The following is a 13248-nucleotide window of genomic DNA, read 5'->3' on the forward strand; positions in this document are numbered from 1 at the left end:
GGGCGCGGGCGGCTCCCGCCCGGCTTCGCAGATGGGCCGGCGGGCCACAACCCGCCGCGGCCGCCCTCAGGCGATGGGCGCGGTGATCCAGCCGATGGCGCCCGCGGCGCTGACGGCGGCGACGACCACGGCCAAGCCGATGATCACGCGCGAATGACGACCCAAGGCCCCGACAATGTTGACGAACATGACACCCAACTCCCCGGACGCCGCATCTCCGCCACATTCCGGGCCGGCCATCAAGGTGTACAAAGGGTTAAGAAGCTTCACGGCTGCGTGATTTGGTGCAGGGCGATCGCGGCGGCGGTGGCGACGTTCAGGGAATCGAACCCGGGCCGCATGTCGATCCGCACCGCGCGCAGCCGCGCGACGATCTCCGGCGGCAGGCCCGGCCCCTCCGTTCCGACCACCACCGCCCGGCGCGGCGCGGTGCGGACGTCCTTGAGACTCTCGCGCCCCGCGGGGCTGAGGGCGAGGCATTCCACCTCCCTCCGGGTCAGCTCTTCCAGCAGGGCGTCCAGCCCCCCTGCCCTGACGATCGGCAGGCTGAGGGTCGCTCCTACCGCCACCCGCAGCGCCTTGCGGTAGAAGGGATCGCAGCAGCGGTCGTCCAGCACCACGGCGTCGACGCCGAAGGCCGCGGCGTTGCGCATCAGAGCGCCCATGTTGTCGTGATTGCCGACGCCGCCCGCGACCAGCAGCGTCCTCGGCCCGGGCGCCGCGACCTCGTCCAGCGAAACCGGTGGCGGCACGCGCCCCAGCGCGAGAATGCCGCGATGCAGATGGAAGCCGGCGACCGCGTCCAGCACGCCTTGGGCGGCGACGTGCACCGGCGCGCAATCGGCCAGGGCCGACCAGACGTCGGCGAGCGCGCCGACCCGGCGTTCGTCGACCAGCACCGATTCCACCGCGCACCGACTCCCCGGCGCCACGAGCGCCCTCAGGACCACCGCGCCCTCGGCGACGAACAGGCCGCGCCGTCCCGTCAGGTCGCGCTCCCGCACGTCGCGGAAGCCCGCCACGCGGGGATCGTCGGGATCTTCTACGCGGATGGGGGTCATCGCGGCGGATTTACCGTTGCACGACGCGCGCGGCCACTGCTATGGAGCCGCCCTCTCGAGAGGGGCCTCCGTTCCGCGGTAGCTCAGTGGTAGAGCAGCCGACTGTTAATCGGCTGGTCGTAGGTTCGAATCCTACCCGCGGAGCCACTCTCGACCTCCCCGACCTTCGGACGAAAAAAGACCCGACCTGTTGAGGGCCGGGCCTGAAGGGTCTGGTGATGGTGGGCGACCTCGCGAAAGGCGTCCGATACCCTCGTTCCGCTGAATTGGTTGCCGGGAAGTTAACGCGCCGGAATCCAGGTCGACAGCGGGGCGCCGTCAGGGGCGGCCCAGCCGATCAAGGCGCCTCCGCCGGCCGCCGAGACGGTTCCGGGCGCGACGCGGGCCAGCACCGGGGCGTGCTCGACCCCGTCGACGACGATCGATCCGCCGAGGCCCGCGAGGTCCGTGCGCACCGTCCAGACGCCGGCGGCGTCCACCTGAACCTCCATGCCCGCCCCCGCGCCCATCCGCACGACCGCGGGCCCGCGGTCCTTGCGGCCCGAAACCAGAACCATGCGCCCGTCGTAGTCGATCGCGGACAGGCCCGTTCCCCCGTCCAGGCGACGTGAGGGGGCGCCGGGAGAGAGCGCCAGCGCGGCGCCGTCGGGCAGGACCAGAACCGCGTCGGGCCCCGGCAAGCCGCGCTGCCCGTCCTGATCCTCCGGACGCAGCAGGATGGGCTGCGGGGACGCGGGCAGGCCCAGCTCGAACCCGCCGTCGGGCCCCGCGGTGGCGGCGTGCGCGCGGCCCTCGCCGTCCCGCATCACGACGCGGCCGCCCGGCTGGGCCTGTCCGGTCAGCGAGATGCTTCCCCCCGTGACCACCACGCGGTCCACGCGGGGCGGCGCGCGCCACGAGGCCTCCTGCGGCGCCGGGTCGCCCGGCGCGGACTCCGGTCGGTCGCAGGCCGAGACCAGCAGGGCGACGAGGACGACGGGGACGGCGGATCGAAGCATCGGGGGCCTATGGCGGGGATCGGTCCTCCGCTATGTCCATGGGCGCACCCCCTTGTCGAGGACCCATGGCCGCCCTTTCCGATCTCCGACCCTTCGACGGGTTCTCCGTCTGCGTCTTCTGCGGCTCCTCGGAGCGCGCGGATCCGGCCCTGACCGAAGGCGCCGCGCGACTGGGGCGGATGATCGCCGAACGCGGGTGGCGCCTGGTCTACGGCGGCGGAGGGGTCGGCCTGATGGGCGCGGCGGCGCGGGCCGCGCACGCGGCGGGCGGCCGGGTGGTGGGCATCATGCCGGCCTTCCTCCGCAGCCGGGAGCGGCTGTTCGACGACGTCGAGACGGTCGTCGTCACCTCCATGCACGAGCGCAAGACGCTGATGTACGACGCCTCGGACGCCTTCATCGTCGCGCCGGGCGGCGTCGGCACGCTTGAGGAAGCGGTGGAGGTCCTGTCGTGGAAGCGGCTGGACCTGCATCCCAAGCCGGTGGTCTTCCACAGCCCCGACGGCTTCTGGAACGCCTTCGACGCCCTCATGCGACACAGCATCGAGACCGGCATGACGCCCGAATCCTTCCTCGGGGCCTACGAGATCCACGCGGACCTCGAGGAGGTGGTCAGGGCTGTGGCGACGGGTCGCGATGCGGCGCCGTTGCAACATGATCGCCGATAAGTGATCAATGATCAGGCCATAGTGCGTTTTTAAACGATACGCACCTTGACGGCCGCCGCGGCGAGGCGTTCCTCCACCGTCGGCACATGCCTGATCATTCACGGAGCCCTCCCATGCGCGCTTTCGTCCTCGCTGCCGTCCTGGCCCTCGCCGCCCCCGCGGTCGCCCAGACGCCCGCCAACTCCCTGACCCTCGCCGACGCCTCGACGGCGCCGGCCGGCCGCACCATCATCGACGGCGCCGGCTGGACCTGCGAGGGCGCGACCTGCACCGCCACGGGCGGCGCCAACCAGCCGGCCGCGCGCGCCTGCCGCCGCGTCGTCGCCCGCGTGGGCAAGGTCACCGCCTTCACCTGGAAGGGTCAGGTCCTCTCCGCCGAGCAACTGGCGACCTGCAACGCCTGATCGCGTTCAGGTTCGAGGACTGAAAGGGCCGCTCCTTCGGGGCGGCCCTTTTCGCAGGGACTCAGGCGACCGAGCCGAGCCGGGCGATGATCCCGTCGCGACCGATCAGCGGAATCAGCGCCGCCATCTCCGGACCGTGGGTCTGGCCGGTGAGCGCCAGCCGCAGCGGCCTGAAGAGGGCGCCGCCCCTGGCGCCGGTCTCGGCCTTGACCGCTTCGGTCCAGACCGACCATGCGCCGGCGTCGATCGTCTCGGGCAGCAGCCGCGCCGCCGTCGCGACGAACGCCGGATCCTCGATCACCGGCACGACGGGACCCCGGACGAGTCGCGCCATTTCAACGACGTCGCCGAACTTCTGAAGGTTGGCACGCACCACGTTCCAGAAGTCCTCGCCCAGATCGGCGTCGACTTCGGCCAGCCGCGGTCGCGCCGCCTCATAGGGCATGGCGTGCAGCGCCTGCGCGTTCAACCGATCCAGATCGGCCGTGTCGTAGCGGGCCGGAGAACGGCCCATCTTCGAGAAGGCGAAGCCCGCGCCCAGCGCCTCGATCGACTCGCCGACCTCGAGAGGATCGCTGGTGCCGATGCGGCCCAGATGGCTGACGATGGCGATCGGCTCATAGCCCTGCTCGCGCATCTCGCTGATGGACAGCGAGCCCAGCCGCTTCGACAGCGCCTGCCCGTCCGCGCCGACCAGCAGCGGCATGTGGGCGAAGCCCGGGACCCGTCCGCCCCACCCGGCGGCGATCAGGGCCTCGAAAATCTCGATCTGCGCACCCGTGTTGGTGACGTGGTCCTCGCCGCGGATCACGTGGCTGATCGCCATGTCCAGATCGTCCACCACCGACGGCAGCGTGTAGAGGAACAGGCCGTCCTCGCGGATCAGCACCGGATCGGACATCGAGGCCGTGTCGACCTCGGCGTGGCCGCGCGAGAGATCCTCCCAGGAGACCCGACGACCATCCAGTTTGAAGCGCCAGTGGGGGCGGCGGCCCTCGGCCTCATAGGCGGCCTTTTCGGCGTCCGTCAGGCTCAGGGCGGCCCGGTCGTAGATCGGCGGAAGGCCGCGGGACAGCTGCACCTTCCGACGCCGATCCAGTTCCTCGGCGGTCTCGTAGCAGGCGTACAGCCGACCGGCGGACTTCAGCGCCTCGGCGGCCGCCTCATAGCGGTCGAACCGCTTCGACTGGTTGTGCCGTTCGTCCCAGACCAGACCCAGCCAGCGCAGGTCGTCCTCGATGCCCCGCTCGAACTCAGGCGTCGACCGCGCCAGGTCGGTGTCGTCGATGCGCAGCACGAATTCGCCGCCCTGACCTTTCGCGAACAGCCAGTTCACCAGGGCGGTGCGGACGTTGCCGACGTGCAGCTTCCCCGTCGGCGACGGGGCGAAACGGACCTTGACGGACATGGGCTCGGGCGACCTCGAAACGGGAGGCGGCTAGGTCGCGCCCCGACCGGGCGAAGTCAAGGCGGACCCGCGCGCCCGAACAGCCAGTTCATGCCGATCCGGTAGGCGTCGCCGGCGTTTGCCGCATGGGTGCCGCCCTCGACCCGGGCGCGATGGAGTCGCCATGGCCGGTCCGGGCGCGCCTCCCACGTCGAGCCCCAAAGGGCCGCCTCCTCCTGCAGGTCGGCCCGATCCCGCGTGCCGCTGACGATCACCATGCCGAGGTCGTTCCGGGCCGCAGGGGCCGCCGGGCCCATCAGCGACTCGATGCCGGGCGTCAGGGAGGGGTTGCTGGCGATGCGGCCCTGGAACAGGTCCGGGTCGTGGATCGCCGACCACAGCACGAAGGCTCCGCCGCGCGACTGGCCGAACAGGACGCGGCGCGCCGGGTCCGCGCGGAACCGGCGCTCGATCTCGGGGATGAGCTCGGTCCGCAGAAACCGGTTGAACGCGGCGGCGCCGGCCGCCTCGGCCGCCACGCCGTCGCCCGGCGTCTGGAAGTCGACGTTGCGACGGTTCACCGACGGATCGAAGCCCCCATAGGCGATGCCGACCACGATCGCTTCGGGCAGGCCGTCGTCATAGGTCAGGAACAGGTGATTGGCGGCCAGGATGGGGAACAGGCTGTCCCCGTCGGTCAGATAGACGGTGGGGTGGCGCGCCGCGGCGCCGGGATCGTAGCCGTCAGGCAGCCGGACGTAGATGTGGAAGGCGCGTCCGACCTCCCGGGACTCCAGGGGGAAATAGTCGCCGCGCAGCGCCGGCAGGTGGTTCAGCGGCAGGACGCCCGGCGCCGGCCCCGGAATGCACCCGGCGAGCAGGATCAGCGCGGTCAGGACCGGGGCGATGCGGAACATGGTCCCTCCCCCGGGTTTCAGTCGTCGCGGTGGACCCGCTCGCGGCGCTCGTGGCGCTCCTGGGCCTCGACCGACAGCGTCGCGGTCGGACGGGCTTCCAGACGGCCCAGACTGATCGGCTCGCCCGTCTCCTCACAATAGCCGTACGAGCCGTCGTCGATGCGGCGCAGGGCCTCGTCGATCTTGGAGATCAGCTTGCGTTGACGATCGCGCGTCCGCAGCTCCAGCGCCCGGTCGGATTCCGACGAGGCGCGGTCGACCAGATCGGGGTGGTTCTCCGTCTCGGCCTTCAGGTTGACGACGGTGCCCTTGGACTCCTTGAGGATGTCCTCCTTCCAGGCCAGCAGCTTGCCGCGGAAATAGGCCAGCTGCCGCTCGTTCATGAAGGGTTCGTCGTCCGAAGGCCTATAGGCCGGTTCGACTTCTGGCGTCTTGGCAGCCAACGCGGTCATTTCACTCACGCTCGACTAGTCGCGCCCCCCTGCGGCGCATGGCCGCCCCATTAACCGGGCAAGAGAGTCGCGACAACGGTGTTGTGAAGGCCACAATGCGGTCACGCTTCACGTCTGCGTCATGGCGTGACATTTCTTCCTCACCTTCCCGCCTGACGTGAACATTTCGTCATGTTTTCCGGCGGTTCATGCTGCAGTGCGGCGAACCTCGCGCTTGGCCAGCTCCACCGCGGCGCGAAGGTCGATCTGGGTCAAAACCGTGGCGAGGCCGGGGTCGTCGACCTCGGCGGCCGCTTCTCCGACCGCCCTCGACAGGCGCTGCAGTGCGGGCGCGTCGTCCGCGCCTTCCAGGGCGGCCAGCCGCAAGGCGTCCAGACCGTCCAGCAGGCCGCGCCCCCGGCGCATGGCGCGGCGCTTGCGCTCCGTGGCGTCCTCGACCCCCTGCAACGCCATCAATGCGGACACCCCGGCCACTCCCGCCGCGGCGCTGGCGGCGGCGGCCGCGCCCGCCGAAGCCGGGGCCGGCGCGCCCGGCAGGGCGAAGCCCGCGCCGGAACGTTGGGGACGGGCGGCGTCGACGGGCCTGGGCCCGCTGGGTCCGGTCACCTTCATCGGTGGGCGCTCCGCTTCATGGGGCGACCATGGCGGCGCGCCGTCACCGTTTGGTTAACGCCCCGGCAGACTTTGCCGCCCGTGGCCCGGCCTCGCGGGGCCGGAGCGCTGGATTCACACGCATTTCCGCCCGGCACGATCCTCGCAAGGGGATGAGCGACCGCACTCCGGGAGTTCGCCGCGCATGCAGAATCTGCTCACCGCCCTCGCCGTCTCGGGCCTCGTGACCCTGGCCTCGACGCCGGCCCTGGCCCAGTCGCGGATCAAGGACATCGTCTCGATCGAGGGCGTGCGCTCCAACCAGCTGGTCGGATACGGCCTGGTGGTCGGGCTGAACGGCACGGGCGACAACCTCCGCAACTGCCCCCTGACGCGACAGTCCCTGGACAGCATGATGGAGCGGCAGGGCGTCAACATCCGCGGCGCCCAGGCCAACACCAAGAACGTGGCCGCCGTCATGGTCACCGCCGAGCTGCCGCCGTTCGCCGCGCCGGGCTCGCGCATCGACGTCTCGGTCTCGACCCTGTGCGACGCCAAGAGCCTGCAGGGCGGCACGGTGGTGGTCACCACGCTGCAGGGCTGGGACGGTCAGGTCTATGCGGTGGCGCAGGGCTCGATCCAGACCGGCGCGGTCTCGGCCTCGGGCGCCTCGGGCTCTTCGGTCACGCGCGGCGTGCCGACGGCCGGCCGCATCGCCTCGGGCGCCGTGGTCGAGCGTGAGACGGGCTTCGACCTGAACGGTCAGGACGCGGTGCGCCTGACCCTGCGCAACCCGGACTTCACCACCGCCCAGCGCGTCGCCGGCGCGGTCAATCAGATGTTCCCGAACACGGCCTGGGCCGAAAACGGCACGGTGGTCGTCCTGCGCCCGCCGGCCGGCTACGGCACGGCCAACTTCCTCAGCCGCGTCGAAAACCTGTCGGTCGCGGTCGACGCCCCGGCCAAGGTCATCATCGACGAGGTCAACGGCGTCATCGTCATGGGCGAGAGCGTGCGCGTCTCCACCGTCGCCATCGCCCACGGCAACCTGACGGTCTCGGTGCAGGAAAACCCGCGGGTCAGCCAGCCCGAACCCTTCAGCGACGGCGAGACCGTGGTCGTGCCCCAGTCGGACGTGACGGTCGAGGAGGATCGCGGGACCCAGATCCGCATGGTCGACGGCGGCGCCTCCCTGTCCAGCCTCGTGGCCGGCCTGAACGCGCTGGGCGTCTCGCCGCGCGACCTGATCTCCATCCTGCAGGCCATCAAGGCCGCCGGCGCCCTCCAGGCCGACATCGAGGTGATGTGATGAGCGATCCTCTCGTGGTCTCCCCCGACCTGCTGCGCTCCGCCGCGCCGCCGCGCGTCGTTCCCGACCGCATCAAGCAGACCGCCGAAGCGTTCGAGGCCTCCTTCATCGCCCAGATGCTGCGGCCGATGTTCGAAGGCGTTTCGACCGAGGCGCCGTTCGGCGGCGGCGAGGCGGAGGCCACGTGGCGCGGTTTCCTGCTCGACGAAATGGGCAAGCAGGTCGCCCGCGCCGGCGGCGTCGGTCTGGCCGACCACGTCATGGCCCAGATGATCCAGATGCAGGAGATGCAGGCATGAGCGCCGACCCGCAGACCGCCGCCTTCCACGTCCGTCGCCTGATCGACCTGACCCGCCGCCTGACGGGGCGGCTGGAGACCGAAACGGAGGCGTTCCGCGAGCACCGCGCGCGGGACCTGCTGGCCGGGCAGGCCGAGACGCAGGAGATGGCCAACGTCTATCGCCGCGAGTCCGCCCAGCTGAAGGCCCGACCCGACGTGCTGAAGGCGGCCACCGTCGCCGACCGGATGGAGCTGGTCCACGCGACCGAGCTGTTCGAGGTCGCCCTGTCGGCCCACTCGCGCGTCGTCGAGGCCGCCCGCACCGTTTCGGAAGGACTGGTCCGCACCATCGCCGCCGAGGTGGCCGCGCAGCGGGGCAATCCGTCTGCCTACGGCGCGGCGGGACACGCCAACGCCCCCAACGCGACCGCCGTCGCCCTCAACCGCACGGCCTAGAGGGCGACCTCCCGCTCCACGCCGACGGCGTCGAGGAAGTCACGGTCGTGGCTGACCACCACCAGCGCGCCGTCGTAGGCGGCCAGCGCCGCCTCCACCGCCTCGATCGACTCCAGATCGAGGTGATTAGTCGGCTCGTCCAGCACGAGCAGCTGCGGCGGCGCCGCGCCCGTCATGACGCAGGCCAGGGCGGCGCGAAGCCGCTCGCCACCCGACAGCGTGCCGACCGTCCGCTGCGCGACGACGTTGCGGAACAGGAAGCGGGCCAACGCCGCCTGGGCGTCGTTGGTCGAGCCTTCCGGATTCAGCCGCCGCCACGCCTCCAGCAGGGTCTCGTCGGGCTTCAGGATCGCCGCCTCCTGATCCAGCAGGGCGGCCTCGACCGGACGTGAGACCGTACCCGCCGTCGGGATGAGCTGGCCGGCGACGATCCGCAGCAGCGTCGTCTTTCCCGCGCCGTTCGGCCCGGTCACCGCCACGCGCTCCGGCCCCGTGATCCGCAGGGAGGTCGGGTGCAGCACGCGCCGCCCGCCCGGCGCGTCCCATGTCGCCTCCGTCAGCTCCAGCACGGTGCGGCCCGCGGCCAGACCCGTCGACGGCATGGGAATCGACAACGCCCGCACCCGCTCAACCCGCTCGCGAGCCTCGGTCAGGTCGGCTTCCGCCCGGGCCGTCTTCCGCTCGGCCAGTCGGCGTTCGGCGCCGCCGGAGTTCTCGGCCCGCTCGGCCATCATGCCCAGCACGATCTTCGGCGCGGAGCCGCTGGCCGCGAACGCTCGTCCCGCACGGTCGCGGCGCGCCTTCTTCTCGACCGCGCGTCGGGCCTCGCGCGTCGCCGCGTCGACCGCGCGTTCCGCGACGTCCAGGCTCCGCACGGCCGCCGCCCGTTCCGCGTCGCGGCGCGCGACGTAGGCGTCCCAACCGCCGCCGAACATGCGGGCGCCCAGACTGGAGAGCTCGAGGATCCGGTCCATCCGCCGCAGCAGGGTCCGGTCGTGGCTGACCACGACGGCCCCGCCCTTCCAGCGATTCAGCAACTCCGCGATGGCGGCGCGCCCGTCGGCGTCGAGATGATTGGTCGGCTCGTCCAGGACCAGCAGCTCCGGCTCGGCCAGCAGGAGCGCCGCCAGCCTCACCCGCGTCCGCTCCCCGCCGCTCAGCGTCCCGGCCCGCCGGGCGGGCGACAGGTCCGTCAGTCCGACGTCCGCCAATGCGACGCCGAGACGGGTCTCCAGCGTCCAGTCCGCCAGCGCCAGATCGTCCTCGCTCCCCTGCCCCACGGTGATCCGCGCGATCCGGGCCAGCGCCGCGGCGCAGCCCAGCAGGTCCGCCACGGTCTCGCCGGGTCTGGGGTCGTCGCGCTGGGGCAGCCAGCCGACCCGCGCGGCCCGCGACACGGCGCCGTCGACGGGATCGGCCAGACCGGCGATCAGGCGCAGCAGCGTGGTCTTGCCCACGCCGTTGCGGCCGACCACTCCGGTCCGCTCGCGCCCGAAGGCGAGCGTCAGATTGTCGAAGAGGCTCCGGCCGTCAGGCGTGCGGGCGGCGACGCCGGCGAGCGTCACGAGCGCGGACGCGGACGGGTTGTGGGCGGACGGAGAGGACATGGGCGCAGACCAGGGCAAGCAGGGAAAGGGCGAAACCGATTTCCAGCGCGCTGATCATGACCGTGGGCACTCCCGTTGAACGTCGAGGGGCAGACTGCCCTCGGGACCGGGCCGAAACAAGGCCCGACGGCGCCGCATTAACGGTGATCGTTGGCAGGAGTCTTCACCGATCGGTGAAATCCTGACCTCATGCAGACCAGGTCTCGCCTCCTCGGCCTCGCCTTCGCCTCGGCCGACGCCCTGATCGAAATCGCCGGAGACGGAACCGTCGCGTTCTGCGCGGGCGCGGGTCCGGACTCCGACGACCTGTCCGGCTGGCGCGGCAAGCCGCCGACGGACCTGGTGAGGGCCGCGAGCCGCACGGAGCTGAATGCGGCGCTCCATGATCTGCGCCCCGGACTCCGGTCGACCCCCGTCTCGCTGCTCTTCAGCTGCGCGGACGGTCGGGTCCGGCGCGCCACCCTGCGCGCCTTCCGCCTTCCCGATCTCGCTCCCCTCCTGCGCCGTCACCTGGGAGGGTGAGCCCTTCGCCCTCGAGCTCCCCGAAGTCCCGCCTCTCGCCTCGCCCGCCGGCTTCCTCGACCGGGCCCGCGAAGTCCTCGAGGCGCCCGGACGCGGCCACCCCGTCGACCTGGCGTTCGTGGACGTGCCGGGACTGGGCGAGGCCGGGCGATCGGTCACCGAGCGGGTGGAGGCGACCCTGCAGACCGCCTCTCTGGACGGCCGCTCGGCCGCGCGCCTCGCGCCCGACCGCTTCGCCCTTCTTCGGGGGGACGTCGCGCAGGATCTTTCGGAGGCCGTCAAGGCCGCGGCCGCCGCCGCCGCCGAAGGCTGCGAGTTGGAGCCCCGCGTCGCCCGGGTCTCGCTCTCGCCCGGCGCCGCGCCCGTGAACGCCCTCCGCGCCCTGCGCTTCACCATCGAGTCCTGCCTGAAGGACGGCGGCGCGTTCGATCCGGAACAGACTTTCGGCGCTCATCTGAATCAGACCCTGCGCGACGCCGACAGGTTTTCCGAGATGGTCCGGACCCGCGAGTTCGAGCTTCACTGGCAGCCGATCGTCGACCTCTCGACCCGCGCCGTCCATCATTTCGAGGCCCTGGCCCGCTTCGGCGCCGTCGGCGGGCCGGCGCCCATCATACGCATGGCGGAAGAACTGGGGCTGGTGGAGGCCTTCGATCTCGCGGTCGCGGAGAAGGCGCTGGGACGCCTGCGTCGGCCCGGAGGCGGGACGCTCGAGGTCGCCGTCAACGCCTCGGCCGCCTCGCTGGCCGGCGACGCCTATGTGAACGGGCTGCTGCGGATGACCCAGGCGGATCCCTCGCTGCGCCGCCGCCTGATGGTGGAAGTCACCGAGACGGCCGCGCTGGCCGATCTCGAAGCCGCGAACACGCGGCTGTCCTGGCTGCGGGCGGCCGGCGTCCGCGTCTGCATCGACGACTTCGGCGCCGGGGCCGCATCCTTCGACTGGCTGGGCCGCCTCAAGGTCGACATGGTCAAGATCGACGGCGGGTTCGTGAAACGGCTCGAGACGGACTCGCGCGCCTCCACGCTGATCGCCCACCTCGCCGCCCTGTGCGCCTCGCTGAAGGTCGATGTGGTGGCCGAGATGATCGAAACCGAAGAGACGGCCGTGATGCTCCAGGACCTCGGCGTCCGCTTCGGGCAGGGCTGGCTATTCGGCCGCGCCGAGGCGGAACCGACGCTCCGGCTGCGCGAACCCCGTCTCAAACGCGTGGGCGCCGTCGAAGCCTGGGGCTGAGCCGGCTCAGCGACGCCGGCGACGCGCGCGGACGGGCGCCGGGCGAGGCTTGGGCTGGGCCGCGATCCAGACGCCGGCCAGACCCGCGGCCGTGAGCCCCAGAGCGATTTCGACCGGTCCGATCATGTTCGACGCTTCCTACGCCACTTCGTGTCCTGCGAAGATGCGGACGAAGCCGGGCCCGCGCAAGGATTTTCACGCATGGTCATTTCGCCGCAACGGTGAGAGGCTGGGCCGAAGGGGAGAAAACATGCGCGTCCTGATCGCCCTCGCGATGAGCCTGACGACCGCCGCCTGCGCCGGCCACGGCGGCGGAGGAGAGGCTTCCGGCCCGCCGGATCTCACCCCGATTCCGGGTCGGCCCCTCACCCAGACCGCCCGGCTCGTGCTCGATTGCGTCGACCAGGCGCAGACTTCGGCCGGCGTGGACATGATCGCCGACGACGGCGAGGGACGGATGATCCGGTTCACCTGCACCGGGGCCACGGCCGAAGCCCTGTTCGGGGCGCTGGCCCCCCGCAGCGCCGCCATCGGCTCCGAATGGGTCGAGGACGGCGTCGTGCACCGGTCGACGGAGCGCATGCAGGAAGACCTCTACGGCCTCGACGTCTGTCGCCGCGACGGCGCCGCCCACGTCTGCGTCTTCAACCTGAACCTCGGCGCCTTCATCGGGGAGTGAGACCTCTCCGTCCGCAGGCGACGTCAACCTGGATCCGGAGGCGCGATCGTGACGGGCGTGGCTCCGGCCTTCATCGTCGGCGCCAGGTGGAAGCCCACCACCTTCCATTGGGCGCCTTCCTTCATGAACATGGTGCTCACCGTCAGGACCCGGTCCGGATAGTCGTACGTCCGCACGACCTCATAGGTCGATCCGGCCGTGCCGGCGTTGGCGTGCCAGCCCACGGTCTCGCCCTCCGGCACGGGCCCCTGCGGCACCAGGGACTTGAGGAAGGGCAGCTGGGCGGCCATCTGGGCCCCGTCGACCCTTGCCGACATGCGCGCGGTCAACCGGTCGTCCTGTCCGGCGGCGAGTTCCTCAAGCAGGGCCCGCGCCTCTGCCTCGCGTTCCGGACTGGCGGTCTTCGCCGGCAAGCCGCACGCGGCCGTCGCCAGCGCCGCGCAGACGGCCGGCGGCGTGATCCATCGAACCATGGAGTCCCTCCCCTTCAACCGAAATCTGTCAGGTGGAGATCGCTCTGACAACCGCCGCCCGGCGCCGGCGCCCCCTGCTGCCAACCGGCGGCAGCAGGTTGGCGGACGCCGACGAAGGTTCCCAATATGTTCTTGCTGAACTGGCCGAATTGATCCCCATATGACGCCGTTGCGCCGGACCCGCCTCCGGCTTCCTGGCGTTCCCGG

17 protein-coding genes and 1 tRNA gene are annotated in these 13248 nt (G+C 71.6%); 9 read left to right on the forward strand and 9 right to left on the reverse strand.

The features are described 5' to 3' along the window. Positions 1-66 precede the first annotated feature (66 nt). Entirely contained in the window at positions 67-270 is a 204-nt protein-coding gene (locus tag EFJ44_RS11080; protein WP_125257264.1) for a hypothetical protein, read from the reverse strand. Next, positions 267-1061 (reverse strand): TrmH family RNA methyltransferase, encoded by a 795-nt coding sequence (locus EFJ44_RS11085; protein WP_125257265.1) that lies wholly within the window; start codon positions 1059-1061, stop codon positions 267-269. The genes EFJ44_RS11080 and EFJ44_RS11085 overlap by 4 nt, the downstream gene beginning before the upstream one ends. 72 nt (positions 1062-1133) lie before the next feature. Between EFJ44_RS11085 and EFJ44_RS11090 the strand changes: the two genes are divergently transcribed. Then, a tRNA-Asn gene (locus EFJ44_RS11090) sits at positions 1134-1208 on the forward strand. Between the two features lie 134 nt (positions 1209-1342). Here the strand turns inward: EFJ44_RS11090 and EFJ44_RS11095 are convergent. Then, positions 1343-2059 (reverse strand): hypothetical protein, encoded by a 717-nt coding sequence (locus tag EFJ44_RS11095; RefSeq protein WP_125257266.1) that lies wholly within the window; start codon positions 2057-2059, stop codon positions 1343-1345. A gap of 65 nt (positions 2060-2124) precedes the next feature. Here EFJ44_RS11095 and EFJ44_RS11100 point away from each other — a divergent pair, with 65 nt between their 5' ends. Together EFJ44_RS11100 and EFJ44_RS11105 are read left to right on the forward strand one after the other, a co-directional pair. Beyond that, the gene (locus tag EFJ44_RS11100) at positions 2125-2727 is read left to right on the forward strand and encodes an LOG family protein (RefSeq protein WP_125257267.1); all 603 of its coding nucleotides are present in this window, start codon (positions 2125-2127) and stop codon (positions 2725-2727) included. A 113-nt stretch (positions 2728-2840) separates the two neighbouring features. Continuing rightward, the gene (locus tag EFJ44_RS11105; RefSeq protein ID WP_125257268.1) at positions 2841-3131 is read left to right on the forward strand and encodes a DUF8200 family protein; all 291 of its coding nucleotides are present in this window, start codon (positions 2841-2843) and stop codon (positions 3129-3131) included. A 61-nt stretch (positions 3132-3192) separates the two neighbouring features. Here EFJ44_RS11105 and gltX read toward each other — a convergent pair whose 3' ends face one another. The 4 genes from gltX to EFJ44_RS11125 form a co-directional block, all read right to left on the reverse strand. Next, positions 3193-4539, reverse strand: a complete 1347-nt coding sequence (gltX, locus tag EFJ44_RS11110) for a glutamate--tRNA ligase (protein WP_125257269.1) — start codon at positions 4537-4539, stop codon at positions 3193-3195. Between the two features lie 56 nt (positions 4540-4595). Next, positions 4596-5435, reverse strand: coding sequence for an alpha/beta hydrolase (locus tag EFJ44_RS11115; RefSeq protein WP_125257270.1), 840 nt, complete (start codon positions 5433-5435; stop codon positions 4596-4598). A 17-nt stretch (positions 5436-5452) separates the two neighbouring features. Beyond that, a complete protein-coding gene (gene dksA, locus EFJ44_RS11120; RefSeq protein ID WP_125257271.1) occupies positions 5453-5887 on the reverse strand; it encodes an RNA polymerase-binding protein DksA in 435 nt (144 codons plus the stop codon). A gap of 186 nt (positions 5888-6073) precedes the next feature. Then, entirely contained in the window at positions 6074-6499 is a 426-nt protein-coding gene (locus tag EFJ44_RS11125; protein ID WP_125257272.1) for a flagellar assembly protein FliX, read from the reverse strand. A gap of 184 nt (positions 6500-6683) precedes the next feature. Between EFJ44_RS11125 and EFJ44_RS11130 the strand changes: the two genes are divergently transcribed. The 3 genes from EFJ44_RS11130 to EFJ44_RS11140 are packed head-to-tail and all read left to right on the forward strand — an operon-like array spanning position 6684 to position 8523. Further along, positions 6684-7787 carry a flagellar basal body P-ring protein FlgI gene (locus EFJ44_RS11130; protein WP_125257273.1) on the forward strand — a complete coding sequence of 368 codons (1104 nt, stop codon included), beginning with the start codon at positions 6684-6686 and terminating at the stop codon, positions 7785-7787. Further along, the gene (locus EFJ44_RS11135; protein WP_125257274.1) at positions 7787-8086 is read left to right on the forward strand and encodes a rod-binding protein; all 300 of its coding nucleotides are present in this window, start codon (positions 7787-7789) and stop codon (positions 8084-8086) included. The genes EFJ44_RS11130 and EFJ44_RS11135 overlap by 1 nt, the downstream gene beginning before the upstream one ends. Beyond that, positions 8083-8523 carry a flagellar basal-body protein FlbY gene (locus EFJ44_RS11140; RefSeq protein WP_125257275.1) on the forward strand — a complete coding sequence of 147 codons (441 nt, stop codon included), beginning with the start codon at positions 8083-8085 and terminating at the stop codon, positions 8521-8523. Before EFJ44_RS11135 ends, EFJ44_RS11140 begins: the two co-directional genes overlap by 4 nt. Here the strand turns inward: EFJ44_RS11140 and EFJ44_RS11145 are convergent. Continuing rightward, positions 8520-10130, reverse strand: a complete 1611-nt coding sequence (locus EFJ44_RS11145) for an ABC-F family ATP-binding cassette domain-containing protein (RefSeq protein ID WP_125257276.1) — start codon at positions 10128-10130, stop codon at positions 8520-8522. The two genes, EFJ44_RS11140 and EFJ44_RS11145, sit on opposite strands and share 4 nt — an antisense overlap. Before the next feature lie 189 nt (positions 10131-10319). On the opposite strand from EFJ44_RS11145, the gene EFJ44_RS14025 reads away from it, so the two are divergent. The 3 genes from EFJ44_RS14025 to EFJ44_RS11155 all read left to right on the forward strand — a co-directional run bounded on the left by EFJ44_RS14025 (position 10320) and on the right by EFJ44_RS11155 (position 12568). After that, a complete protein-coding gene (locus tag EFJ44_RS14025; protein ID WP_241209767.1) occupies positions 10320-10652 on the forward strand; it encodes a hypothetical protein in 333 nt (110 codons plus the stop codon). 118 nt (positions 10653-10770) lie between these two features. Beyond that, on the forward strand, positions 10771-11889 hold the full coding sequence (locus EFJ44_RS11150) for an EAL domain-containing protein (RefSeq protein ID WP_241209768.1): 1119 nt from the start codon (positions 10771-10773) through the stop codon (positions 11887-11889). Positions 11890-12139: 250 nt separating this feature from the next. Then, positions 12140-12568: a hypothetical protein gene (locus EFJ44_RS11155; RefSeq protein WP_125257277.1), complete on the forward strand. Its 429-nt coding sequence runs from the start codon at positions 12140-12142 to the stop codon at positions 12566-12568. A gap of 23 nt (positions 12569-12591) precedes the next feature. Here the strand turns inward: EFJ44_RS11155 and EFJ44_RS11160 are convergent, their stop codons facing one another. Further along, positions 12592-13041, reverse strand: a complete 450-nt coding sequence (locus EFJ44_RS11160) for a hypothetical protein (RefSeq protein WP_125257278.1) — start codon at positions 13039-13041, stop codon at positions 12592-12594. Positions 13042-13248: the final 207 nt, after the last annotated feature.

The sequence above is a fragment of the Brevundimonas fluminis genome, from assembly GCF_003934285.1.
Lineage (GTDB): Bacteria > Pseudomonadota > Alphaproteobacteria > Caulobacterales > Caulobacteraceae > Brevundimonas > Brevundimonas fluminis.